Source organism: Streptomyces sp. BA2 (assembly GCF_009769735.1).
GTDB lineage: Bacteria > Actinomycetota > Actinomycetes > Streptomycetales > Streptomycetaceae > Streptomyces.
The window spans coordinates 3,260,643-3,285,201 of the sequence record NZ_WSRO01000002.1 but is presented as its reverse complement, the minus strand read 5'-3'; the positions used below and the strand labels follow the sequence as shown (position 1 = coordinate 3,285,201).

Annotated in this window: 19 protein-coding genes and 3 tRNA genes; 12 read left to right on the top strand and 10 right to left on the bottom strand. The window is 71.6% G+C overall.

Annotated elements, in window-relative coordinates:
• Positions 1 to 204 precede the first annotated feature (204 nt).
• On the bottom strand, positions 205 to 990 hold the full coding sequence (locus tag E5671_RS17515) for an aminotransferase class IV family protein (protein WP_160504907.1): 786 nt from the start codon (positions 988 to 990) through the stop codon (positions 205 to 207).
• Positions 991 to 1,111: 121 nt separating this feature from the next.
• Here E5671_RS17515 and E5671_RS17510 point away from each other — a divergent pair, with 121 nt between their 5' ends.
• Complete coding sequence (locus tag E5671_RS17510) at positions 1,112 to 1,774, top strand: NADPH-dependent FMN reductase (RefSeq protein WP_160504906.1); 663 nt, start codon at positions 1,112 to 1,114, stop codon at positions 1,772 to 1,774.
• Positions 1,775 to 1,791: 17 nt separating this feature from the next.
• On the opposite strand, the gene E5671_RS17505 is transcribed toward E5671_RS17510, so the two are convergent.
• Together E5671_RS17505 and E5671_RS17500 are read right to left on the bottom strand one after the other, a co-directional pair.
• A complete protein-coding gene (locus E5671_RS17505; protein WP_160504905.1) occupies positions 1,792 to 3,096 on the bottom strand; it encodes a sensor histidine kinase in 1,305 nt (434 codons plus the stop codon).
• Positions 3,097 to 3,101: 5 nt separating this feature from the next.
• On the bottom strand, positions 3,102 to 3,854 hold the full coding sequence (locus E5671_RS17500; RefSeq protein WP_202121154.1) for a hypothetical protein: 753 nt from the start codon (positions 3,852 to 3,854) through the stop codon (positions 3,102 to 3,104).
• Between the two features lie 242 nt (positions 3,855 to 4,096).
• On the opposite strand from E5671_RS17500, the gene cutA reads away from it, so the two are divergent.
• The 3 genes from cutA to E5671_RS17485 all read left to right on the top strand — a co-directional run bounded on the left by cutA (position 4,097) and on the right by E5671_RS17485 (position 5,403).
• A complete protein-coding gene (cutA, locus tag E5671_RS17495; protein WP_237330184.1) occupies positions 4,097 to 4,462 on the top strand; it encodes a divalent-cation tolerance protein CutA in 366 nt (121 codons plus the stop codon).
• Complete coding sequence (locus tag E5671_RS17490; protein ID WP_160504904.1) at positions 4,459 to 4,896, top strand: gamma-glutamylcyclotransferase family protein; 438 nt, start codon at positions 4,459 to 4,461, stop codon at positions 4,894 to 4,896. The genes cutA and E5671_RS17490 overlap by 4 nt, the downstream gene beginning before the upstream one ends.
• Positions 4,897 to 5,106: 210 nt before the next feature.
• Entirely contained in the window at positions 5,107 to 5,403 is a 297-nt protein-coding gene (locus tag E5671_RS17485; protein WP_160504903.1) for a DUF6355 family natural product biosynthesis protein, read from the top strand.
• Positions 5,404 to 5,480: 77 nt separating this feature from the next.
• On the opposite strand, the gene E5671_RS17480 is transcribed toward E5671_RS17485, so the two are convergent.
• Positions 5,481 to 7,613 carry a molybdopterin oxidoreductase family protein gene (locus tag E5671_RS17480; RefSeq protein ID WP_160504902.1) on the bottom strand — a complete coding sequence of 711 codons (2,133 nt, stop codon included), beginning with the start codon at positions 7,611 to 7,613 and terminating at the stop codon, positions 5,481 to 5,483.
• A gap of 436 nt (positions 7,614 to 8,049) precedes the next feature.
• On the bottom strand, positions 8,050 to 8,661 hold the full coding sequence (locus tag E5671_RS17475) for a SanA/YdcF family protein (protein ID WP_443032790.1): 612 nt from the start codon (positions 8,659 to 8,661) through the stop codon (positions 8,050 to 8,052).
• A 292-nt stretch (positions 8,662 to 8,953) separates the two neighbouring features.
• Between E5671_RS17475 and E5671_RS17470 the strand changes: the two genes are divergently transcribed.
• From E5671_RS17470 to E5671_RS17450, 5 genes are all read left to right on the top strand, one after another.
• Complete coding sequence (locus E5671_RS17470) at positions 8,954 to 9,871, top strand: sirohydrochlorin chelatase (protein WP_160504901.1); 918 nt, start codon at positions 8,954 to 8,956, stop codon at positions 9,869 to 9,871.
• A gap of 68 nt (positions 9,872 to 9,939) precedes the next feature.
• Positions 9,940 to 11,262 (top strand): deoxyguanosinetriphosphate triphosphohydrolase, encoded by a 1,323-nt coding sequence (locus E5671_RS17465; RefSeq protein ID WP_160504900.1) that lies wholly within the window; start codon positions 9,940 to 9,942, stop codon positions 11,260 to 11,262.
• Between the two features lie 144 nt (positions 11,263 to 11,406).
• Complete coding sequence (locus E5671_RS17460; protein ID WP_160504899.1) at positions 11,407 to 12,669, top strand: FAD-dependent oxidoreductase; 1,263 nt, start codon at positions 11,407 to 11,409, stop codon at positions 12,667 to 12,669.
• Positions 12,670 to 12,713: 44 nt separating this feature from the next.
• Positions 12,714 to 14,624 carry a DNA primase gene (gene dnaG, locus E5671_RS17455; RefSeq protein WP_160504898.1) on the top strand — a complete coding sequence of 637 codons (1,911 nt, stop codon included), beginning with the start codon at positions 12,714 to 12,716 and terminating at the stop codon, positions 14,622 to 14,624.
• 504 nt (positions 14,625 to 15,128) lie between these two features.
• Entirely contained in the window at positions 15,129 to 16,460 is a 1,332-nt protein-coding gene (locus E5671_RS17450; protein WP_160504897.1) for a sigma-70 family RNA polymerase sigma factor, read from the top strand.
• A gap of 7 nt (positions 16,461 to 16,467) precedes the next feature.
• On the opposite strand, the gene E5671_RS17445 is transcribed toward E5671_RS17450, so the two are convergent.
• The 4 genes from E5671_RS17445 to E5671_RS17430 all read right to left on the bottom strand — a co-directional run bounded on the left by E5671_RS17445 (position 16,468) and on the right by E5671_RS17430 (position 22,133).
• A complete protein-coding gene (locus E5671_RS17445; RefSeq protein ID WP_160510246.1) occupies positions 16,468 to 18,387 on the bottom strand; it encodes an ABC transporter ATP-binding protein in 1,920 nt (639 codons plus the stop codon).
• Positions 18,387 to 20,120 (bottom strand): ABC transporter transmembrane domain-containing protein, encoded by a 1,734-nt coding sequence (locus E5671_RS17440; protein ID WP_160504896.1) that lies wholly within the window; start codon positions 20,118 to 20,120, stop codon positions 18,387 to 18,389. Before E5671_RS17440 ends, E5671_RS17445 begins: the two co-directional genes overlap by 1 nt.
• 202 nt (positions 20,121 to 20,322) lie before the next feature.
• Entirely contained in the window at positions 20,323 to 21,759 is a 1,437-nt protein-coding gene (locus tag E5671_RS17435; protein WP_160504895.1) for a xylulokinase, read from the bottom strand.
• Between the two features lie 62 nt (positions 21,760 to 21,821).
• Entirely contained in the window at positions 21,822 to 22,133 is a 312-nt protein-coding gene (locus E5671_RS17430; protein WP_160504894.1) for a YtxH domain-containing protein, read from the bottom strand.
• Between the two features lie 169 nt (positions 22,134 to 22,302).
• Between E5671_RS17430 and E5671_RS17425 the strand changes: the two genes are divergently transcribed.
• The 3 genes from E5671_RS17425 (at position 22,303) to E5671_RS17415 (ending at position 22,703) form a co-directional block, all read left to right on the top strand.
• Positions 22,303 to 22,375 (top strand) — tRNA-Asn (locus E5671_RS17425).
• 5 nt (positions 22,376 to 22,380) lie between these two features.
• Positions 22,381 to 22,453: transfer RNA gene (locus E5671_RS17420), tRNA-Asn, on the top strand.
• Positions 22,454 to 22,629: 176 nt separating this feature from the next.
• Positions 22,630 to 22,703: transfer RNA gene (locus tag E5671_RS17415), tRNA-Ile, on the top strand.
• Between the two features lie 120 nt (positions 22,704 to 22,823).
• Here E5671_RS17415 and E5671_RS17410 read toward each other — a convergent pair.
• Complete coding sequence (locus tag E5671_RS17410; RefSeq protein ID WP_160504893.1) at positions 22,824 to 24,422, bottom strand: GAF domain-containing protein; 1,599 nt, start codon at positions 24,420 to 24,422, stop codon at positions 22,824 to 22,826.
• Between the last annotated feature and the right edge of the window lie 137 nt (positions 24,423 to 24,559).

Genomic DNA, 24,559 nt, shown 5'->3' with positions numbered 1-24,559 from the left:
CAGAAACTCTGTGGGGGAGCGGCTTCTGACACTTCGACGGGAACATTCCAGCAGGTCACTCGGCGTGTCGCGGAGAAGTGTCCGAAGGGGGTGCGGGGCGCCTGTGAATGGGTGACCCGAGGCCGGCCGGACGTGCCCGCGAGGTCGGCCGGACGTGCCCGCGAGGTCGGCCGGACGTGCCCGCGAGGCGGGCCCGAGTCTGCCTCAGAGGGTGTCCCAGGGAACGTCGGCGTAGAGCCCGGCCAGCGTCCCCATCAGCTTCTCGTCGACCGCGAACTCCGTGCCGTCGATCCGCCGCACCGGCGCGATGCCCCGCGCGTTGGTGACGAATGCGGCCGCGTACGAGGAGAGGTCCGCGAGCGTGACCGGGGCCCGGCGCGTGGGAAGCCCGGCGGCCGGGAGCAGCGGTTCGAGCAGCCGCATGGTGATGCCGGCCAGGCAGGGGGCGTCGGGCCAGACGATCTCCGAGCCGTCGTAGAAGGCGATGTTCGTGACGGCGCCCTCGCTGATCGTTCCGTCGGGTCCGGTGAGCAGCGCGTCGTCGAAGCCCGCCTGCCGGGCGAGCTCTCCGTGGCGGGCCTGCCCGAAGCCGCCCAGGTGCTTGATGTGCGGGAAGGGCCGCTGGTAGGGGACTGACCGCAGGGCTTGCGCGCCCTCGGGCATCCCGCCCGGCGCCCGGACGGTGACGGTCACGGACGGCTCGCCGTCGGGTGCGTGGACGTGGACGCGTACGGACGCGTCGGCGATGTCGTCCCGGAGCACGTGCCGGACGAGCTCGCGGACGTACTCGCCGTCGAGCTCCCGGCCGAAGAGCTCGCGGGTGGCCGCGTCGAGCCGCCCCAGATGCAGCCCGAGCCCACGCGTCGCGCCGCCCCTGACCTGCATCGCGGTGAAGTGCCCCACGCCACCGAGAGCCGCCCACAGCAGCCGGTCGGCGGTAACGGCCCGCCCGTCGATCTCAAGCCGCTGGAGAGGCGAGGGAGTTGTCATGGGCTTCACGGTACGACGTGGGGGAGGAGGAAGGGGGCGAGGGCGGCCTCCGCGGCCTCGCTCCGAACTCTCCACGGGAGGCGCTTGACCTCAACCTTGGTTGAGCAACGAGGCTCTGCCCATGACCCAGAACACGACCCAGAACACGACCCAGAACGTGACCCAGAACACGATTGCCGCTGATTCCACGTCCACCGCTACCCCGGCCGCGCCCCTTCGCGTCGCCGTCATCATCGGGAGCAATCGCGAGGGCCGCTTCGGGCCGGTCGTCGCCGACTGGCTGCTGGACCGGATCCGTGGGCGCGCGGAATTCGAGGTGGATGTCATCGACCTGGCCGAATCCCACCTGCCGACCGCGCTCTCGTACAACCCGTCGCCCGAGACACTCGCCGAGCTCGGCAAGGTCACCCCGAAGCTGGCCGACGCCGATGCCTTCGTCGTCCTCACCCCCGAGTACAACCACTCCTACCCCGCGTCCCTCAAGAACCTCATCGACTGGCACGGCGTCGAATGGCAGGCCAAGCCCCTTGCCTTCGTCTCCTACGGAGGGCTCTCCGGCGGCCTGCGCGCGGTCGAGCATCTGCGTCCGGTCTTCGCCGAGCTGCACACCATGACAATTCGCGAGACCGTCTCCTTCCACAACGCGGGCGCCCTCTTCGCCGACGACGGCACCCACAAGGACCCGACGGCCGCGAACGCCGCCGCCAAGTCGATGCTCGACCAGCTCCACTGGTGGGCATGGGCGCTGCGCAGCGCGAAGGAGGCCCGCCCGTACGGCAGTTGAGGCGAACCCGGCGACGGCTACGCCTCCGGCAGGTGCACCGCCGCCACCGCGCCGCCGCCCTCCGCGTTGCGCAGCTCCACCCGCGCGCCGATCGCCTGCGCCTGGCCGAACGCGATCGTCAGGCCGAGGCCCGTGCCCTGGCCGCGCTCACGGGCGCCGGTCTGGAAGCGCCGCGGGCCGTCCTTCAGAAGGTGCTCGGGGAAACCGGGCCCGTGGTCGCTGACCGTGACCACGGGCCCGGCCACCCGCACATCGACCGGACCGGCCCCGTGCCTGCGGGCGTTGGCGACGAGGTTGGCGATGATCCGCTCCAGGCGGCGCGCGTCGGTGCGTACGAGCGTGTCGACCGTGTCGCCCGTCTCATCGGAGTTGTTCGAGTTGCTCGCCTTCGCGAAACGCACCGGGCAACCCGACCGCTGCACGATCCCCTCGGTCAGCGTCCTCAGCGGATGCGTCGCCAGGTCGGGGCGCTCCATCTCCGCGTCGAGCCGCGCCACTTCGAGCAGATCCTCGGTGAGGGTGCGCAGGGCGAGGACACGGTCCCGCACGAGTTCCGTGGGGCGGCTCTGCGGCAGGAGCTCGGCCGCGGTGTGCAGACCGGTCAGCGGGGTGCGCAGCTCGTGGGCGACGTCCGCGGTGAAACGCTGCTCGGCTTCGAGCCGCTGCTGCAGGGACGCCGCCATCGTGTCGACCGCGGTGGCCAGTTCGGCCACCTCGTCCTTGCCGGGCCGGCTGCCCGGCGGCCGCGGATGGTCGATACGGGCGTCCAGATCGCCCTCGCTGATGCGGCGCGCGGTGGCCGCCGCGGTCCGCAGCTCGCGGCTGAGACGGCTCGCGAGCGCGGCGCCGCCGAGCGCCGCGAGAATGACGACGACGGCGCCCGACGCCAGCAGCTGCTGGTCGAAATCGGCCATCTCAGCGGCCTGTTCGGTCAGCGGCTCGCGGACGGACAGCACATGGTCGCCGACCGGCCGCGCCGCCCACACGACCGGGTCGTCGGCGCTCATGTCGAGGTACGTGGTCCGCCGTCCGTCCAGGGCGGCGGCCCGCAGCGACGCGGGCAGATCGGGCGCGTCGATGGCGGCGTCCGTAGCGGCGTCGCCGTCGGTGTCGACCTGCCCCGTCAGCTCGTACAGCTGGCGCACCCGCACCAACTGCGCGGTGGCACCCGACCTGGCGGTCTTGGAGACCTGTTCGAGGCGCGCCTGGTGGATGAGGACCCCGATGGCCACGGCGACGACCGCGCAGCCGAGTGCGAGCAGCGCGGCGATCTTCCAGCGCAGACCAAGGGCGTTGAGGGCGGCACGGGCGCGCTGGGCCATGCCTTTCATCTCTGCCCGTCCGAACTGCGCGAGGGTTCCTCGCTGCCCGTACGTGTAGGTGTAGGCGTAGGCGTGGCTTTCGGCGACGGTGTGGAGCCGTCGGCGCCGCCCTGCGTCTTCTTGTAGTTCTTGGTGTCGCTCACCGTGGACATCCGCACCCCGTCCCAGTGGAACCGCACCGCCTGCTCGCCGCCGTCCGCGCACGGGCTGCGCACCAGCAGGTCCGAGCCGAGCGTCTCGACGCTCACGCGCTTGCCGGCGGTGAGCAGGATCGGGTACACGCGGCCGTCGTGCTCCGTGTAGACGGCCAGGACGCTGCGTCCGCTCTCCGTGTCGGCGGCCACGAGCAGTTCGGGCCGCCCGTCGCCGGTGAGGTCCGTCAGGAGCGGCGGCCGCAGCCCGGCCCTCCCGGGGCGGTCGATCTCGCCGCGGTCGGCGAGCGGCTTCATCCGCGGATCGGCCCGCAGGACCTTGCGGAAGTCCTCCGTGCCGAGCCCGCCGCCGCCCAGCTTCGGCAGCCCTTCCAGGGGTTCCGGCGGCGGCTGGTGGGAGGCGGCGTCGGCGCCGGGCGTCTCGGACGACGTACTGGTCCAGGCGGGCCAGAGCGGCTCGGGGCGCGGCTGCACGGACACGGACGGCGCGGACTCACCGGCGCCGAGCCCGTCCACGCTGCCGCATCCGGCCATCGCGACGGCCGCCGTGACGGCGAGCAGGGCGGCGCGGCGCAGGAGGCGGCGGTGAGGGCAGGAAAGGTTCATGGCCCTACCGACGGTAGGAAGCGTCCATCACGGAAAACGGGACGTTGTGTAACAGACAGGGATAAGCGGGGTGGAAGAACGGAGATGGGGACCTTCGGCCTGGCCGGTGGCCCCTGCCGCGCCTCCCTGCCGCGTCTCCTTGCCGTGCCTCCCCGCCTCGCCTCCCTGCCTCGCCTCCCCGCCGCGTCTCCTTGCCGTGCCTCCCTGCCCGGTGCAGCGGCCGGTCCGGCGAGAATCGGCGCATGATGTCGACGTACGCAACCGGATCAGGCCCCGGACAGCCGGCGGTGCCCACCGTGCTCACCGTGCTCACCACGACCGACACCGCTCAGAAGGCGGAAGAGCTCGCGAGCGGCGCGGTGGCGGCGCGTGCCGCCGCCTGCGCGCAGATCACCGGGCCCGTCACCTCCGTCTACCGATGGGAAGGCGCCGTCGAGACCGCACAGGAGTGGCAGGTGCTGTTCAAGACAGCCGCCGCGCGGTACGAGGAGCTGGAGGCCTGGCTGACCGAGGCGCACGACTATGACACCCCCGAGATCATCGCGACGCCGGTCGTGCGGGGGAGCGCGGCGTACCTGGAATGGGTGGAGCGGGAGACGACCCGATGACGCGGGAGAAGGACCGGCTGCCGTTCTTCGTGTACGGAACGCTGCGACCGGGGGAGCCGAACCACGACGTCCACCTGCGCGGCAGCGTCGGTGCGGAGTCACCCGCCCGGCTCCCGGGGGCGGTCCTCTACGAAGGGCCCGGCTATCCATACCTGGTGGAAGAACCCGAAGGCGGCCCGGTGCGCGGCGAGTTGATCACCGCGCTCCCGTCCGCGTACGACCGGCTCCTCGCCGATCTCGACGTACTGGAGGACTACGCGCCGGGCGACCCCCGCAACCTGTACGAGCGCGTCGTGCGCGAGGTGACCCTCCTGGACGGTACGACGGCGCGCGCGTGGGTGTACGTGGCCGCGCCGCGAGTGGCGGCGAGGCTGCGCGCTTCGGGGGTGTTGATCGGGGGAGGGGACTGGGCGTCGTTCCGGGCGCCGCGGTGAGGGGTTCCGGCGCGGGCGCCGATGACCGGGCCGTGACGCGGATTTCGCAGCTCAAACGCCTGCGCACTCGATCCGGTGGACTCCGTCACCCGTGCGAGCGACGCGCACGACCGCATGATCGCGGAGGGTGCCTGTTGTGGCACTCTCCGTATGCACCAGTCGGTGCGCGTGTCGGTGCGTGAGCACCACGTCCTCAGCAGGAGTTGCCCCATGAGCCTTCGCCGTTCGCTTCCGGCCCTCGTCGGCGCCGTAGCCCTCACTCTCGGCCTCCCCGTGGCGGCAGCCGCGTCCGCTCACACCCCGACCGCAGTCATGAACCCCTGCGGGTTCTACGAGACCGGCAGCGACGCCTTCTACAACCACTGCACGAGCGACGGCTCGAAGGTCGTCATCCACGTGCGGGTGGCCCTCGCCCCCGACTACGAGCGCTGTGTCGGTCCGGGCAAGAGCTGGCTGGGTTCGGCGAGCAAGATCCAGGGCGCGCACTACGTCGGCCGTACCTGCTGACTCTCGTACGCGTGATTCTCGTACGCGCATGACTGCGGGCCGGGGGTGTCACCCCCGGCCCGCAGTCGCGTCAGCCGCTACGAAGCCCGCTCCAGCCGCACCGCGCACACCTTGAACTCCGGCATCCGCGAGACCGGGTCAAGTGCCGGATTGGTGAGGGAGTTGGCCCGGCCCTCGCCCGGCCAGTGGAAGGGCATGAAGACGGTGTCGGAGCGGATCGCGCTCGTGATGCGCGCCGGGGCGACGGCCCGCCCCCTCCGCGAGACGACGGTCACCGGCTCGCCCTCCCCGACCTCAAGGCGCGCCGCGAGCCGTGGGTGCAGCTCCACGAAGGGGCCGGGAGCGGCGGAGTTGAGCTCGTCGACGCGGCGTGTCTGGGCCCCCGACTGATACTGCGCGAGGACCCGCCCGGTGGTCAGGATCACGGGATACTCCGCGTCCGGCTCCTCTGCGGCGCTTCGATGCGCCACCGGCACGAACCGCGCCCGCCCGTCCTCGGTGGCGAACCGGTCGAGGAAGAGGCGCGGGGTGCCGGGATGCTCGGCATCCGTCTCAGCCCCCGTCCCGGCATCCGTCTCGGCCCCCGTCTCAGCCTCCCGTGCGGGGCAGGGCCAGAACACCCCCTCCCCGTTCCCTTCCTTCAGGCGCGCGTACGAGATCCCCGAGTAGTCCGCCGCCCCGCCCGCGCTCGCCCTGCGCAGCTCCTCGAAGACCTCCTCCGGGTCCGTAGGGAAGCCCTTCTCGTGGCCGAGGTGGGCGGCGAGACCGTGGAGCACGTCCAGGTCGCTCCGTACGCCGTCGGGCGCGCCCACCGCCTGGCGGCGCAGCAGCACCCGCCCCTCCAGGTTCGTCACCGTGCCCGTCTCCTCGGCCCACTGCGTCACCGGCAGGACGACATCGGCCAGTTGGGCCGTCTCGGAGAGCACGACGTCCGCCACCGCGAGGAAGTCGAGCGACCGCAGCCGCTCCTCCACGTGCGCGGCGCGCGGCGCGGAGACGACCGGGTTGGAGCCCATCAGGAGCAGCGCCTTGATGTCCCCGCCCAGCGCGTCGAGCAGCTCGTACGCGGAGCGCCCGGGGCCGGGAAGCGAGTCGGGGTCGACGCCCCACACCCCCGCCACATGCGCCCGCGCCGCGGGGTCGGTCAGCTTGCGGTAGCCGGGCAACTGGTCGGCCTTCTGGCCGTGTTCCCGTCCGCCCTGCCCGTTGCCCTGCCCGGTCAGGCAGCCGTACCCGGCGAAGGGGCGGCCCGCGTTGCCCGTCGCGAGGCAGAGGTTGATCCACGCGCCGACCGTGTCCGTCCCCTTGGACTGCTGCTCGGGCCCGCGCGCGGTGAGCACCATCCCGGCCTCGGCGCCACAGAACATCCGCACCGCGTCGCGGAGTTGGGGCACGGGAACGCCGCTGATCCGCTCCACGTACTCCGGCCAGTGCGCCATCGCCGCCGCCCGCGCCTCCGCCCACCCGCTGGTCCGCTCCTCGATGAACGCCTCGTCCGTCCGCCCCTCGGCCACCACCAGGTGCAGCAGGCCGAGCGCGAGGGCGAGGTCGGTGCCGGGGCGCGGCGCGAGATGCAGGTCGGCCTGCTCGGCGGTGCGGGTCCTGCGCGGGTCGATGACGATCAGCTTTCCGCCGTTCTCCTTCAGCTCCGTCAGATACCGCAGCGCGGGCGGCATCGTCTCGGCGAGGTTCGAGCCGACGAGGATCACACAGCCGGTGCGGGGGATGTCCTCAAGGGGGAAGGGCAGACCGCGGTCGAGCCCGAAGGCCCGCTGCCCCGCCGCTGCCGCCGACGACATGCAGAACCGGCCGTTGTAGTCGATCTGCGACGTGCCGAGCGCCACCCGCGCGAACTTCCCCAGGGCGTACGCCTTCTCGTTGGTCAGCCCCCCGCCGCCGAACACGCCACACGCGTCCGCGCCATGTTCGCCACGCGTGCGGGAAAGCCCTTCGGCGACGCGGGCGACGGCCTCCTCCCAGGTGGCCGGTTCGAGCCGGCCCGTGGCGTGGGATCGGATGAGTGGCTCGGTCAGGCGCACCCGGGAGGAGAGCACAGCGGGCGCCGTGCGGCCCTTGCCGCACAGCGCGCCCCCGTTCACGGGGAACTCGGGACGCTCCACGACCTCCACCCCGCCGGGGCCGGTGGCCAGGCCCATCCCGCATTGCAGCGCGCAGTACGGACAGTGGGTCGGTGTCGCCTTGGTGTGCATACGGCCCAGCGTCCGCCGGGCTTGTTACGCCCCCCGACGCATTCGCGTTACACACGCGGTAACCCGCCCTCAGCGAGCCCCGCCCCCCACTGTGAGCCGCCCGCGCCCCGTCAGGGGCGCGGGGAACTGCGCGAGGAGGGACCACGACCGGCACCCGGCGGATGAGCGGGAGTGGGCAGACGCCACCCCGCACCCCGCTGTGAGCCCGGTCGTGCCCCGTCGGGGGCGCGGGGAACTGCGCGAGGAGGGACCACGACCGGCACCCGGCGGATGAGCGGGAGCGGGCAGACGCCACCCCGCGCCCCGCTGTGAGCCCGGTCGTGCCCCGTCAGGGGCGCGGGGAACTGCGCGAGGACGGACCACGACCGGCACCCGGCGGATGAGCGGGAGCGGGCAGACGCCACCCCGCACCCCGCTCAAGGCCCAGGGGCCAGGCTTAGCGAGGCGCGGCCAGTGCCCGGTCCACGCCGGGCTCCCGGGGCCCGAGGAAACGCGGATCCGGTTGAAACGCCGAGTCGAACGCCGCCTTGCCCGCCGCGAACAGCTCCCTCGCGCCGCCGTAGTACCAGGTCGCGTCGTGCTTGGCGTCGACCCCGACGCCGTACGACGAGACGCCCGCCGCGCGGCAGAGCGCGACGGCCCTGCGTATATGGAAGCCCTGGCTGATCAGCACCGCACGGTCGACGCCGAACACCTTCTTGGCGCGCACGCAGGAGTCCCAGGTGTCGAAGCCCGCGTAATCGCTGACGATCCGCCGTCCCGGCACACCCCGCTCGGTCAGATACGCGCGCATGGCGTCCGGCTCGTCGTAATCCACGCGGCTGTTGTCCCCGGTGACGAGGACGACCTCTATCCGTCCCGCCTCGTACAACTCGGCCGCCGCGTCGAGGCGGTGCGCGAGATACGGCGAGGGTTCGCCCTCCCAGAGGCCGGCTCCGAAGACGACCGCGACCCGCGTGCGCGGCACGTCGGCCGTCGTGTGCAATCGCCCCTCCGCCGTCACGAAGAGCCACGTCGCGGGCAGCAGCGCCACCACGCACACGGCCATGAAGGCCTGCACGGCCCGCCGCTGTCCCCGCCGCGTACGCGGCAGCCGCAGCCATCCCGGACGCTTCCACCCTGGCCGCTTCCACCCCGCTCGCAGCCACCCCGGACGCATCCACCCCGGCCGCTCCATGCCGTTCCCCCGTGCGCCGATGCCGGATCCCCCCGATCCGATCACTGTCCACAACGGTAAGCGACCGCACTGACAACGTCGCGGCACCGTCGGTGAGCCAGGTTGAAAGGGCCCGTCACCGGCGCGCAACGCGACCGCAATACGGCGCGGCCATCCTCGGTCCATGACGCCGTCGAACCCTCTTCGCGATGAGTCCGGCAGCACCCCTCTCGAAAGTACGGCGCACATCATGGACCGAATCACCCGCCAGCTCGGCAGTCAGCTCGCCCTCGTGTCGCGCGACGGCAGGCGTCGCACGGCACCGGCGCCCGCGCCCGTGACCGCACCGCCGCCCGCCCTCGTCGTGGTCGCCCACGGCAGCCGTGACCCCCGCGCTCTCGCCACCGTCACGGCGCTCATCGAACGGGTCCGTGAGCTGAGGCCCGGGCTCACCGTGCGCCTGGGCCACATCGAGCTGAACGAGCCGCTGCTCACCGACACCCTGGCCGCGGCGACCGGCTCCGCGGTCCTCGTACCGCTGCTCCTCAGCCGCGGCTACCACGTCAAGCACGACATCCCCGAGGCCGCCGCGGGCGCGCCCCACCTCGACACGCGGGTCGCCGCCCCCCTCGGCCCGCACCCCCTGCTCGTCGACGCGCTGCACGACCGGCTCCTCGAAGCGGGCTGGCCTGCCGGACTCGGCCAAGCCGGCCGGCGCACCGCCGGAGTGATCCTCGCAGCCGCGGGCTCCCGCGACCCGGACTCCGCCACGGACACCCGCCGCACGGCGTACCTCCTCGCCCAGCGGCTCGGCGTACCGGTGGTTCCCGCCTACGCCTCGCCGACCGCGGCCTCCGCGCTCAGCGTGCCCGGTGCGGTACGTGCCCTCGCCGCCCGTGGCCGCCACCGCACCGCCGTGGCCTCGTACTTCACGGCGCCGGGCCGCTTCGCCACGCAGTGCGCCGACGCCGCCCCCTGGATCGCGGCCGCCCCGCTCGGCGCCCACCCGGCGATGGCCCGCCTCCTCCTGCACCGCTACGACCAGGCCCGCGCGGCCGCCCCCGCCACGCAGGTTCCGCCCCGTCAGCTGACCTCCGCCTGACCGTCGCCTGTCGGCCACGGAGGAGCCCTGGAGCCCCCTTTGTCACTGCTTGCGTTTACTGTCGGTGCATGGAAGGCACTGCACCGAACGCGTACGACGACGAGGCGGTCGAGGCTGCCTATGACAAGGGCGCCGTCGAGCGATGGGCCACCGAGCCGGACAAGAGGCCGGGGCGCACCGCCTTCCAGCGGGACCGCGCGCGCGTCCTGCACTCCTCGGCACTGCGCCGCCTCGCCGGAAAGACTCAGGTGGTCACCCCCGGCACGCGTAGCAACGAGGCGTGGGACGCCAGCGCCCGCACCCGCCTGACGCACTCCCTGGAGTGCGCCCAGGTCGGCCGCGAGCTCGGCGCCGCCCTCGGCTGCGACCCCGACCTGGTGGAGACCGCCTGCCTCTCCCACGACATGGGCCACCCGCCCTTCGGGCACAACGGCGAGCAGGCGCTGAACGAAGTCGCGGAGAGCTGCGGCGGTTTCGAGGGCAACGCCCAGTCACTGCGCCTGCTCACCCGCATCGAGCCGAAACGCTTCGTGAGAAGTGAGCAGACGGACGAACTGGTCAGCGTGGGGCTCAATCTGACCCGCGCCGCCCTGGACGCCGCCACCAAGTACCCCTGGCCGCGCGGCTCCCACCCCACCGACCCGGCGTCCACCAAGTTCGGGGTCTACGAAGACGACCGGCCGGTCTTCGACTGGGTCCGCAAGGAAGCCCCCGGCCGCCGCATCTGCTTCGAGGCCCAGGTCATGGACTGGGCGGACGACGTGGCGTATTCGGTGCACGACATCGAGGACGGCCTGCACGCCGGGCACCTCGACCCGAACCTGCTGCACGCCGAGCCCGAGCGCCAGGACATCTTCGCCGTCGCCATCGGCCGCTACGTACCGGCGGACACCGACCCCGAAGAGCTCTCCGAAGCCCTCGACCGCCTCCTGGAGCAGGAGTGGTGGCCGCACGGGTACGACGGCTCGGCGATCGCCCAGGGCCGCCTGAAGGACGCAACCAGCCAGCTCATCGGCCACTTCTGCCTCGCCGCCGAGAGCGCCACACGCCTGCGGTACGGCAAGGGCCCCCTCACCCGGTACGCCGCCGAACTCGTCGTCCCGCGCGAGGCACGCCACGAGTGCGCGGTCCTCAAGGCCGTCGCCGACCGCTACGTGATGCAGCGCCCCGCCCAGGAGCGGCTGCGCGCGGATCAGCGGATCGTCGTCGCCGAGCTGGCCGAGGCGCTCACGGCCCGCGCCCCCGAAGGGCTCGACCCGCAGTTCCGCGCGCTCTACGACTCCGCGCACGACGACCGCGCGGCCCTGCGCGTCGTCGTCGACCAGATCGCGTCCCTCACGGACGCCGCCGCGCGTTCCCTGCACGCGCGGCTCACGGCGAGACAGCCCTGACATGTATAGCCCTGACATATGCGGAATGACCCGATCGACCACGGGGCGTGACGAAAACTGGCCGGATCGGGTCCCAACCCCTTCCCCCATCACGCTCCGTGCGGGACGCTCCCCCCTGACGGCAAGGCTTTGAGGAGGCATCAAGTGGTCGACGCGGATCAGACGTTCGTCATTGTCGGAGGAGGTCTCGCGGGCGCGAAAGCGGCCGAGACACTCCGGTCCGAGGGCTTCACCGGCCGGGTGATCCTCATCGGCGACGAACGCGACCACCCGTACGAGCGCCCACCCCTGTCGAAGGGATATCTCCTGGGCAAGGAGGAGCGCGACAGCGTCTTCGTCCACGAACCCGCCTGGTACGCACAGTCGGACGTGGAGCTGCACCTCGGCCAGACCGTCGTCTCCATCGACCGCACGGCCAAGGCCGTCCACCTCGGTGACCGCGCCGTCATCCACTACGACAAACTCCTCCTGGCCACGGGCGCGGAGCCGCGCCGTCTCGACGTCCCCGGCACCGGCCTGGTGGGCGTGCACCACCTGCGCCGCCTCGCGCACGCCGACCGGCTGCGTCAGGTTCTCGCCAGTCTCGGCCGTGACAACGGCCACCTGGTGATCGCCGGAGCGGGCTGGATCGGCCTTGAGGTCGCCGCCGCCGCGCGGACGTACGGCGCGGAGGTCACCGTCGTCGAGCCCCAGCCCACCCCGCTGCACGCGGTCCTCGGCCCCGAGCTCGGCCAGATGTTCACCGACCTGCACGCCGAGCACGGCGTGCGCTTCCACTTCGGCGCCACGCTCACCGAGATCGCGGGGGAGGACGGCCTGGTCCTCGCCGCCCGCACGGACGACGGCGAGGAGCACCCCGCGCACGACGTGCTCGCCGCGATCGGCGCCGCGCCGCGCACCGCGCTCGCCGAGTCGGCCGGGCTCGAAATCGCCGACCGGGCGCACGGCGGCGGCGTCGTGGTCGACGCCACCCTGCGGACCTCGGACCCGGACATCTTCGCGGCGGGCGACGTGGCCGCTGTCCAGCACCCGCTCTTCGACACGAGGCTGCGCGTGGAGCACTGGGCGAACGCCCTCAACGGCGGCCCGGCCGCGGCCCGCGCGATGCTCGGCAAGGACGTGACGTACGACCGGGTGCCCTACTTCTTCTCGGACCAGTACGACGTGGGCCTGGAGTACTCGGGATGGGCGCCCCCGGGGACGTACGACCAGGTCGTGGTCCGAGGCGACGCGGGGAAGCGGGAGTTCGTCGCCTTCTGGCTGAGCGAGGGACGGATCCTCGCCGGGATGAACGTAAATGTGTGGGACGTCACGGACACCATCCAGAAGCTGATCCGCGCGGGCGCGCGGCCGCCCGCCGAGTCCCTCTCCGACCCGTCCGTCCCTCTGGAGACGCTGCTCGGGTGACGGGGCAGGGCGGGAGTGTCGGAGCAGGGCCGTAGTATTCCAACGTGGCAGGCAGGATCAATGACGAGGACGTGAAGGCGGTTCGGGACGCGGTCCCGATCGACGCCGTGGTCTCCGACTACCTCCAGCTGCGGAACGCGGGCGGAGGCAACCTCAAGGGCCTGTGCCCCTTCCACGACGAGAAGTCACCGTCCTTCCAGGTCAGCCCCAGCAAGGGTCTCTTCCACTGCTTCGGCTGCCAGGAAGGCGGCGACACGATCGCCTTCGTGATGAAGATCGACCACCTCACCTTCTCGGAGACGGTCGAGCGCCTCGCCGCCCAGGCGGGCATCACGCTGCGGTACGAGGAGGGCGGGTACAACCCCTCGAACCAGCGCGGCGAGCGCATCCGTCTCGTCGAGGCCCACAAGATCGCCGCGCAGTTCTACATCGAGCAGCTGGAGAGCCCCGAGGCCGAGATCGGCCGGAAGTTCCTGGCCGAGCGCGGCTTCGACCAGGCCGCCGCCGCGCACTTCGGCGTCGGCTACAGCCCGGCGGGCTGGGACCACCTCACCCGGTTCCTGCGCGGCAAGGGCTTCACCGACAAGGAGCTGACGCTCTCCGGCATCTCCCAGGAAGGCCGCCGCGGCCCCATCGACCGCTTCCGCGGCCGTCTGATGTGGCCGATCCGCGACATCAGCGGCGAGGTCGTCGGCTTCGGAGCGCGCAAGCTGCGGGACGACGACAACGGCCCCAAGTACCTCAACACCCCCGAGACGCCGATCTACAAGAAGGGCCAGGTGCTCTACGGGGTCGACCTCGCCAAGAAGGAGATCGCCAAGACCTCCCGCGCGGTCGTCGTCGAGGGGTACACCGACGTCATGGCCTGCCACCTCGCCGGCGTCACCACGGCCATCGCGACCTGCGGCACCGCCTTCGGCGGCGACCACATCAAGATCCTGCGCCGCCTCCTGATGGACAACGGCTCCGCGCGCGTGATCTTCACCTTCGACGGCGACGCGGCGGGCCAGAAGGCCGCCCTGCGCGCCTTCGAGGACGACCAGAAGTTCGCCGCCGAGACGTACATCGCCATCGCGCCCGAGGGCATGGACCCCTGCGAGCTGCGCCTCGCCAAGGGGGACGGAGCGGTCGCCGACCTCGTCGAACCCCGCACGCCGCTCTTCGAGTTCGCGCTGCGCCAGATCGTCGCGCGCTACGACCTGGAGACCCCCGCGGGCCGCGCCGCCGCCCTGGACGAGGCGGCGCCCGTCGTCGCCCGCATCAAGAACAGCGGCGCGCAGCACGAAGTGGCCGTCCAGCTCGCCGGGATGCTCGGCATCCTGGACACCCAGTTCGTGGTCAAGCGCGTGGCCCAGCTGGCGCGTTGGGCCCGCGACCGGGGCGGCAGGGGCCCGGCCCCGCAGCAGCAGCGCACGCACCAGGCCCAGCAGTACGGGCCCTCGGCGCCGTCGTCCGCGCCCTCCGGCCCGGCGCTCACCCTGCGCAGCCCCGCCCACCGCACCGAGCGCGAGCTGCTCAAACTGGCCCTGCAGCGCCCGGAGCTGGTCTCCCCGGCCTTCGACGCGTACGGCGCGGACGAGTTCACCGCGCCGCCGTACGCGGCGGTGCGCCAGTGCGTCGAGGAGGCGGGCGGCGCCGAGGCGGGCATCCCCGAGCCGCAGACCTACCTCGCCCGCGTCCTGGACGCGGCGCCGGACGACACGGTCCGCGCCATGGTCACGGAGCTTGCCGTCGAGGCGATCCTGCGCAAGACGGTGGACGAGATCTATGCGGGCCAGCAGCTGGTCGAGGTCCGGCTGCGCGCCGTCGACCGCCGCGTCCGCGACGTCCAGGGCAGCCTGGCCCGCCTGAGCGCACAGGGCGACTCCGCGCAACTGACGGCTGTCCAGAACGAGTTGTGGGTCCTCCAGCAGTACGGCAGGGCACTGCGCGAGCGCGGCGCCGACGCGCTCTGAGCTCCCGCTCGGGGCAGCACTGAAACTCCGCACGAGCGGGACCCGGGCTCCACGGCCCCGCCGGGAGCAGAGCGCCCACAGCGCACGCCGACGGCGAAGCAAGCCACCCACCGAGCACCCTCCCACACAAGCGCTGGCCTGCCCCTCACGCACGCCGCCCTGCCCTTCGCGCGGGTTGCCGGCCCGCCCCTTTGCGCAGGCGCCGAGCCCCCTCCCGCGCAAGCGCTGACCAGCCCCTCGCGCAAGCGCTGCCTCGCCCCTCTCCCAGGCGTTGCCCGCCCCTCGCGCAAGCGCTGCCCCGCCCCCCGGCAAGTGCTGAGTCGCCCCTCGCGTGCCGGCTGAGGTTCGCCCCGGCAGGCGGGAGCCTCCTTCGGATGGGGCGCGAGGGTTCACCCGGCTCCCGGCTGGTTACCCGTCGGGTAACCACACGGTCACGCACCGGACTCAAAAAGTCACCGCACGCCCCTCGTGGCGGCCGTGTGTCGTACCCCACACTGGGTTGCGGTGCCTGAGTCCTCGGAGCGCGGCCGGCCCGCAGACAGCGGATGCGGATCCGGTACACCCGCGATTCCACACATCGTGTTCGGGACGGACAGCGGCGAGGCCGTCGAAGCCGATCCCGCTGTACCGCTGCCGCACGCCTCAGCAGCGATCATCATGGAGGTCGCCCCCGTGCAGACCCAGACCCTCAGTCAGACCGAGACCGCCCTCGCAGCGGAAGCGGAAGCAGAGACGGCGGCGGATACGGACGTCATCGCGGCCGTGCCGTCGCAGAGCCGCGCCGCACGGCACCCGGAGGCGGGCCCCGAAGGTCCCGGGGCGGAAGCGGCCCCCGAACCCCCGGACGCCCCGGAGGCGCTCGAACCGGACAGCGGTGAGCTGCCCCTGCCGCCGCCCGCCTCCCGCGGCCGCGCCGACACCGGCGGCCCCTCCTCCGACCTGTTCCGGCAGTATCTGCGGGAGATCGGCCGTATCCCCCTGCTCACGGCGGCCGAGGAAGTGGAGCTCGCCCGGGGGGTCGAGGCCGGCCTGTTCGCCGAGGAGAAGCTGCGCCTCGCCATCGACCTGGACTCGCAACTCGCCCTCGACCTGGACAAGTTGGTCGTCATGGGCCGGATGGCCAAGCGCCGCCTGATCGAGGCGAACCTCCGCCTCGTCGTCTCCGTCGCCAAGCGGTACGTAGGCCGCGGACTGACCATGCTCGACCTCGTCCAGGAGGGAAACCTGGGCCTGATCAGGGCAGTCGAGAAGTTCGACTACGCACGCGGCTACAAATTCTCCACGTACGCGACCTGGTGGATCCGCCAGGCGATGTCGCGGGCCCTCGCCGACCAGGCCCGCACCATCCGCGTCCCCGTACACGTCGTGGAGCTCATCAACCGCGTCGTCCGCGTCCAGCGCCGCATGCTCCAGGAGCGGGGGTACGAACCGACCCCCGAAGAGGTCGCCGGCCAGCTGGACCTGGCACCCGAGCGGGTCAGCGAAGTCCTGCGCCTGGCCCAGGAACCGGTGTCGCTGCACGCGCCCGTGGGCGAGGAGGACGACGTCGCGCTCGGCGACCTCATCGAGGACGGCGACGCGACGAGCCCCGTCGAGTCGGCGGCCTTCCTGCTCCTGCGCGAGCACCTGGAGGCGGTTCTCTCCACGCTCGGCGAGCGCGAACGCAAGGTCGTCCAGCTGCGTTACGGCCTCGCGGACGGCAGGCCCCGCACCCTGGAGGAGATAGGACGGATCTTCGGCGTGACACGCGAACGCATCCGCCAGATCGAGTCCAAGACCCTCAACAAGCTGCGGGACCACGCCTTCGCGGACCAGCTCAGGGGCTACCTCGACTGAACCGGCATCAGTCGACCTCGGCCACCGCCTGCGCGAACTGCGCGGCGTACAACCGGGCATACGCCCCGTCCGCCGCCAGCAGCGCGTCATGCGTGCCCTGCTCCACGATCGCCCCGTCCTCCATCACCAGGATGGTGTCCGCGTCGCGGATCGTGGAGAGCCGGTGCGCGATGACGAACGAGGTCCGCCCGTGGGCGAGCCGCGCCATCGCCTTCTGGATGAGCACCTCCGTACGGGTGTCGACCGAGCTGGTCGCCTCGTCGAGGACGAGGATCACCGGGTCGGACAGGAACGCCCGCGCGATCGTGATCAGCTGCTTCTCGCCCGCGCTCACCCCCGTGCCCTCGTCGTCGATCACCGTGTCGTAGCCGTCGGGCAGCGTGCGGCAGAAACGGTCGGCGTGAGCGGCCCGCGCCGCTTCCTCGATCTCCTCGCGGGTGATGTCCTTGGCCGCTCCGTACGCGATGTTCTCCGCGATCGTGCCGCCGAACAGCCAGGTGTCCTGGAGCACCATGCCGATGCCGGACCGCAGTTCGTCGCGCGACATCTTCGCGATGTCGACGCCGTCGAGCGTGATGCGCCCGCCGGTGACCTCGTAGAAGCGCATGAGCAGATTGACCAGCGTGGTCTTGCCCGCGCCTGTCGGCCCGACGATCGCCACCGTGTGGCCGGGATCGACCTTCAAGGACAGGTCCTCGATGAGCGGCTTGTCCTTCTCGTAGCGGAAGGACACCTGCTCCATCTCGACCCGGCCGCGCAGCTGGTCGGGACGCGTCCCCGGCACCGGGTCGGCCTCCTGCTCCCGCGCGTCGAGCAGCTCGAAGACCCGCTCGGCCGATGCGACACCGGACTGCACCAGGTTCGCCATCGACGCGACCTGCGTGAGCGGCATCGAGAACTGCCGCGAGTACTGGATGAAGGCCTGCACGTCACCGATCGAAAGCGCGCCGGACGCGACCCTGAGGCCACCCACCACGGCCACGAGCACGTAGTTGAGGTTCGACATGAAGAACATCAGCGGCTGCATGGCCCCGCTGTTGAACTGCGCCTTGAACCCGGCCTCGTACAGCGCGTCGTTCTGCTCGGCGAACGCCTTCGCCGACTCCTCCTGGCGCCCGAAGACCTTCACCAGGTTGTGCCCGGTGTACATCTCCTCGATGTGCGCGTTGAGCTTGCCGGTGGACTTCCACTGCTGCACGAACTGCGGCTGCGACCGCTTGCCGACCTTCGTCGCCACGAAGAACGACAGCGGCACGGTGACAAGCGCCACCAGGGCGAGCAGCGGCGAGACGTAGAACATCATGATCAGTACGCCGACGATGGTGAGCAGTGAGTTCACCAGCTGGCCCATGGTCTGCTGCAGGGTCTGGCCGATGTTGTCCAGGTCGTTCGTCGCGCGGCTGAGCACCTCACCGCGCTGCCGCTTGTCGAAGTACGACAGCGGAAGCCGCGACAGCTTCTCCTGTACGTCGCCGCGCATCCGGAAGACGGTCTTGTTGATGGCGTGGTTGGACAGCCGTGTCGCCACCGCCATCAGAAGACCCGCGACCAGGAACACACCGAGCGCGAGCAGCAGCACCTCGCCGACGGCGCCGAAGTCGATGCCCTCGCCCGGCGTGAAGTCGACGCCGGTCAGCATGTCCGCCATGCCGCCGTCACCCTTGTCGCGCAGGCCCTCGATGGCCTGTTCCTTGGTGACGCCGTCCGGCATGTCACGCCCGACGATGCCCGCGAAGAGCAGGTCGGTCGCCTTGCCGAGGATCTTCGGGCCGAGCACGGTGAGTGCCACGCTGAGCACTCCGGCGGCGAGCATCCCGTACATCGTGGAGCGCTCGGGCCTGAACTGCGCGAGGAGCCGCTTGCCGGACCCCTTGAAATCCATCGACCGGGAGTCCGGCCCCATCATCTGTCCGCCCGGACCGGCCATCACGCGGCCTCTGCTTCCGTCAGCTGGGAGAGCACGATCTCCCGGTAGGTCTCATTGCCGGCCATGAGCTCGCGGTGGCTACCTGTCCCCACGACCCGGCCCTCGTCGAGGACGATGATGCGGTCGGCGTCACGAATCGTCGACACGCGCTGGGCGACGATCACGACGGTCGCCTCCGCGGTCTCGCGGCCGAGCGCGGCGCGCAGGGCGGCGTCGGTCGCGTAGTCGAGGGCCGAGAAGGAGTCGTCGAAGAGATAGATCTCGGGGCGCTGTACGAGCGTCCGCGCGATCGCGAGGCGCTGGCGCTGACCGCCGGAGACGTTCGTGCCGCCCTGCGAGACGGGCGCGTTCAGGCCCTCCTCCAGGCTTTCGACGAAGCCCTTGGCCTGGGCGACCTCCAGGGCGTGCCAGAGCTCCTCGTCGGTCGCGTCCGGGTTCCCGTAGCGGAGGTTGGTGGCGACCGTGCCGGCGAAGAGGTACGGCTTCTGCGGCACCAGACCCACGGTCCGCGCGAGCAGCGCGGGCTCGATGGTGTGCACGGGCACGTCGTCCACCAGGACCTCGCCCTCGGTGGTGTCGATGAGCCGCGGCACGAGGCTGAGCAGCGTCGACTTGCCGCTGCCGGTCGAGCCGATCACGGCGGTCGTCTCGCCGGGCCGCGCGACCAGGTCGACGGCCTTCAGGACGGGCTCCTCGGCGCCGGGGTAGCGGAAGCCCGCGTCGCGGATCTCCAGGTGGCCGTGGCGCCTCAACTCCCGTACGGGGGAGGCCGGGGGCACCACGCTGCTCTCGGTGTCAAGGACCTCCTCGATGCGCTCGGCGCAGACCTCGGCGCGCGGCACCATCATGAACATGAAGGTGGCCATCATCACGGACATCACGATCTGCATCAGATACGCGAGGAACGCGGTGAGCGCCCCGATCTGCATGCCGCCGCTGTCGATGCGGTGCGCACCGAACCACACCACGGCGATCGACGAGATGTTCACGACCGTCATGACGATCGGGAACATCAGGGCGAGCAGCTTGCCGGTGCCGAGCGACACCTCGGTCAGCTCGGCGTTGGCCTTCCGGAAGCGGTCCTTCTCGTACGCGTCGCGGACGAAGGCGCGGATGACGCGGTTGCCGGTGATCTGCTCGCGCAGCACGCGGTTCACGGTGTCCAGGCGCACCTGCATGGTGCGAAAGAGCGGACGCAGCCGCTTCACGATGAGGCTCACGCAGATCGCGAGGACGGGCACGACCGCGATCAGGACACCCGAGAGCGGTACGTCGAGGCCGAGGGCCATGATGATGCCGCCGACGCACATGATCGGCGCCGACACCATCAGCGTGAACGACATCAGGACCAGCATCTGCACCTGCTGGACGTCGTTCGTGGTCCTGGTGATCAGCGACGGCGCGCCGAACTGCCCCAACTCCCGGGCGGAGAACGACTGCACGCGGTCGAAGACGGCGGCCCGGACGTCGCGGCCGAGCGCGGCCGCGGTGCGGGCCCCGTAGTAGACGGCCCCTACGTTGCAGACCACTTGGGCGACCGTGACGGCGATCATGATGCCGCCGAACGACAGGATGTAGCCCGTGTCGCCCTTCACGACACCCTCGTCGATGATGTCGGCGTTGAGCGTGGGCAGATAGAGAGAGGCGCAGGTCTGCAGGAACTGCAACAGCACCAGCAGGGCGATGGGCTTCTTGTACGGACCCAGGTGGGCCCGCAGGAGTCGTATGAGCACGGGGTCTCTCGAGAGGCGTGGGCGGGGATTCTGGCGTGGGCGCCACCCATACTCCGATACCGCACCCCGGCGTGTGCAACCGATTAAGCCATGACCCGGTAAATTGTTTGCCCGAGTCAAGAACTAGGCATTTCTTCTGCGGGTTCGTCGTGGCTGGCCGCGCCCACGCGGCGGAGCCGCACATGTCGCAGCCCCGCGCCCCTTACGGGGCGCTGTTGAACGCTCCCGGATGCGACTGCTCCCGCACCGTCCGGTACTGCTGGCGTACCGCCTGGCCCACGGCGTGCTCCTCGCCCGGCTCGAAGACCTGCGCCGTCGCCCCCTGCCAGTACGGCAGTTGGCCGTTCAGCGCCCAGGCCGCCTGCCGCGCCGCGCCGATCGCCGCGTAGTCCGCGGGCTGCGGCACCACGACCTGCGTACCGAACAGCATCGGCGCCGCGGCCTGCACCGCCGGCAGCTCGGCCGCCGCACCGAGCAGGAAGACCCGGCGCACCTCCACACCGCGGCCCCGCAGCACGTCCAGCGCGTCCCCGAGCCCGCACAGCATGCCCTCGAAGGCCGCCCGCGCCAGATGCTCGGGCCGCATCGACTCACGCCGCAGCCCGGTGAGGGTGCCCGCCGCGTGCGGCAGATTCGGCGTTTTCTCCCCCTCCAGATACGGCAGGAGTACGAGCCCGTGCGCGCCCGGCGTCGACTTCATGGCCAGCTCCGAGAGCCCTTCGAGGTCGGCCGCCCCGAGCATCTCCGCCGCGCCCCGCAGCACCCGCACGGCGTTCAGCGTGTGCACCACCGGCAGATGCATGCCGGTGGCGTCCGCGAGCGAGGTGATGATCCCGCTCGCGTCGACCAGGGCCTCGTGGTGCACGGCCATCACGGACCCCGAAGCCCCCAACGACACGACCGCGTCGCCCTGTTGGACCCCGAGCCCGAACGCCGCCGCCATCGTCTCGCCGGTCCCCGCCGAGATCAGCAGCCCCTCGGGCGTCGTCCCCGCCGCCTCCGCGGGACCGATCACCTCGGGCAGCATCGCCTGGTGGCCGAGCGCGAGCTCCACGAGATCGGGGCGGTACGAACCCGTCGCCGCCGACCAGTAGCCGGTCCCGGAGGCCCCGCCCCGGTCGCTCGTGCGCCGCGCGGGCCGCCCGAGCAGCTGCCACACCAGCCAGTCGTGCGCCTGCATGAGGGAGGCCACGCGCTGCGCCGCCTCCGGCTCGTTCTTCGCCAGCCAGCGCAGCTTCGTCACGGGGTGCGCCGCCTGCGGGACGCATCCGACGGCCTGCGCCCAGGCCTCGCGGCTGCCGAGCCCGTCGATCAGGTCGGCGGCCGCGACCTGCGCCCGCCGGTCGTTGCCGACGAGCGCGGGCCGCACGGTGTTGCCGTGCTGATCCAGGGGGACGACCGCGTTCTGCTGCGCGGAGACGCCGATGGCCTGTACGCCTTCCAGCAGCCCGCCCCCGGCCGCCTCGCCGAGCGAGAGCAGCCACGCCTGCGGATCCACGTCCGACGGACGGCCGCCTCCGTCGGGGCCCTCCGTCGGATGCGGGGCATAGCCCTGCTTGAGTACGGCGCCCGTGTCCGCGTCACAGACCACGATGCGCGTGAAATCGGGCGAACTGTCCAACCCTGCGACTATCCCCATGTCAGGAATTCTGCCGCACCACGCGACGTGTCCCGTACCTCAGCTCCCAGGAGGAGCCCCGGCTACGTATTACTGGTGCCCCAGTCGTCCTCGGCGCCGCCCTGCCCGCGCTCGCGCAGCGACCGCACCCGGTCGGCCACCGAGTCCGGGACCCGGTCCCCGACCTTCTCGGACACGGTGTGGAAGGCCTTGCCCGCCACGTCGCGGCCCTGCTGTGTCGCGGACTCCACGGTGTTGCGCACGGCGGGGTTCTGCGCGAGCTCGCGGGCGGACTTCTTCAGCTTCTCGTAGCGCTCGCGGCCTGCCCGGGTACCGAGCACGTACCCGAGAGCCACTCCCGCGACGAATGTGAGCCGGTAGCGCATGGCTGCCACCCTTCCCTTGCGTCGGCATCGATCGTCTGTTCGCTCGTCTGCTGCCCTGTGTGGGCGGTGGGGATACCGATTGGCGGAGCACCCCCCTGCTTGCGCTAATGTATGTGTCGCAGCGACCGCCCGCCGCCTGGAGAGTTCCCAGGTAGCTGCGTTCGATGCAACGAGACGATCCCCTGTAGCTCAATTGGCAGAGCAGCCGGCTGTTAACCGGCAGGTTACTGGTTCGAGTCCAGTCGGGGGAGCTCGGTCTCCTGTAGCTCAATTGGCAGAGCAGCCGGCTGTTAACCGGCAGGTTACTGGTTCGAGTCCAGTCGGGAGAGCTGTGAGGAAGGGCCCCTGAGTTTGCCCTCAGGGGCCCTTTTTCGTGCCTGGTGGAACCATGCGGGCAGCACTGAGGTCCTCATGGTCGAGCGATGCCGACCATCCGAAGCAGGAGATCGTATGAGCGGCTATGCTGCGGCAGACGGCGCGCACAAATGTGCGCGACGCGCCGTTAGGGGCGGTAGCTCAGCCGGTTAGAGCAGCGGACTCATAATCCGTCGGCCGTGGGTTCGAGTCCCACCCGCCCCACCGAAGCGCTGGGGCGCAGGAACGATTCCACCTGCGTCAGCAGCGCAAACCTCCCCGTCCTTCTCTGTGAAGTGACATGCGGGTGAGCTTCAGGCCCGCGGTCCGGGGCAGCAGGGGCTCCTAGAGCGGTGCCTGCCAGGTCGTCGTCGTGCCCGAGCCGACGCCGTCCGTCGTGCCGTCGTCGTAGACCGTCAGACGTACGCCCGTCCGGCCGTCCGGCAGCGTCGCACGGGCGTCCACCGCCACCTCGATGCGGGTCACGTCGGGACGGCGTGACGCGGTCGCCAGGGCGCGGCGCAGAGCGGCCAGGAGATGGCCCGCCGCGGGCTCCGTGACGCGGGCGTCGACGGCGCCGGTGAAGTGCACGGAGGGCTGCACGCCGACCACGGCCGCCGCGCCCGCCGTCTCGCGCAGCACCTTGCCGCGGAACGTGGTCGGGGCGTCGGCCGGCGGCTGCTGGAGCGCGAAGATCGCCGTACGGACCTCCTGGATGGTGGACTCCAGCTCGTCCACGGCCTGGTCGAGCGTGGACTCCACCTGCGGCGAGCGGTCCCTGCGCCGGGTCGACTCCAGCATCATGCCGGTGGCGAAGAGCCGCTGGACGACGAGGTCGTGCAGATCGCGGGCGATGCGGTCGCGGTCCTCGAACACCGCGAGACGCTGCCGGCTCTGCTGGGCGTCCGCCAGGACAAGGGCAAGGGCGGCCTGCGAGGCGAACTGCGTGGCGAGGAGACGCTCCACGGAGGTGTAGGCGCGCTCGCCCCTGCGCCGCGGCAGCGCGAGCGTCCCGATGAGCCGCCCGCCCGCCTGGAGCGGCAGCATCATGCTGGGCCCGAAGTTGGTCCGTACGTGCGTGGTCATCCGGGGGTCGGTCGCGGAGTCCTCGACGAACACCGGCTCGCCCCCGAGCAGCTGCTCGAGGACCGCGCTGCCGGGCTCGATCGTGGTGCCGATGAGGTCGTTCTGGAGGTCGTGGGGGTGGGCCCGCGCCTCGCGCGGAGGTTCGGAGCCGTCGTCCTGCGTGGCCGCCGCGACGATCCGCATGCCGCCCTGGTCCGTGGGCTGCAGGATCACTCCCGCCGACGCGTTCGCGAGGATGCGGGCCTGCTCGGCGACCGTCATCAGCGCGTCGGCCGCCGGTTCGCCGGTGAGCAGGGCCGTGGTGACCGCGGCCGCGCCGTCGATCCACCGCTCGCGCTGCCTTGCCGCCTCGTACAGGCGGGCGTTGCCGATCGCGATGCCCGCCTGGCTCGCGAGGACGCGGAGCAGTTGCAGGTCCTCGTCCGTGAAGCGGCCCTCGCGCTTCTCGGTGAGGTAGAGATTGCCGAACGCCTCGTCGTGGACGTGCACCGGAACGCCCAGGAAGCTGTGCATCTCCGGATGTCCCGGCGGTACGCCGCACGAGCGCGGGTCCGCCGTCAGGTCGTCCAGGAGGAGCGGCTTCGGCTCGCGGATCAGGGTGCCGAGCAGGCCCGAGCGGCCGTCGGGCAGGGGGCCGATGCGCTCCCGCTCGGCCGCGGTCAGGCCCGCGGTGAACAGGTCGGTCAGCTTGCCGTGCCCGGGGTCGATGACGCCGAGCGCGCCGTACCGGGCGCCGGTCAGCTCCGTCGCGCTCTCCACGATGTGCTGGAGCGTGGTGTGCAGTTCGAGGTCCGTGCCGACGCCGAGCACCGCGTCCAGGAGGGGCACGAGGGGGAGGGGCAGGTCGTCGCCGTTCATCGCGCGGCGCCGATCGCGTCCCGTCCTGCCCCGCCGCCTCGCGCCTTCTCGACCAGGCTCAGCAACGAAACCACCATCCACGCCCCTCCAGAACCAGAGAACCCCACTGCCGTTCGTGGAGAGCATCGCCCGAGGTG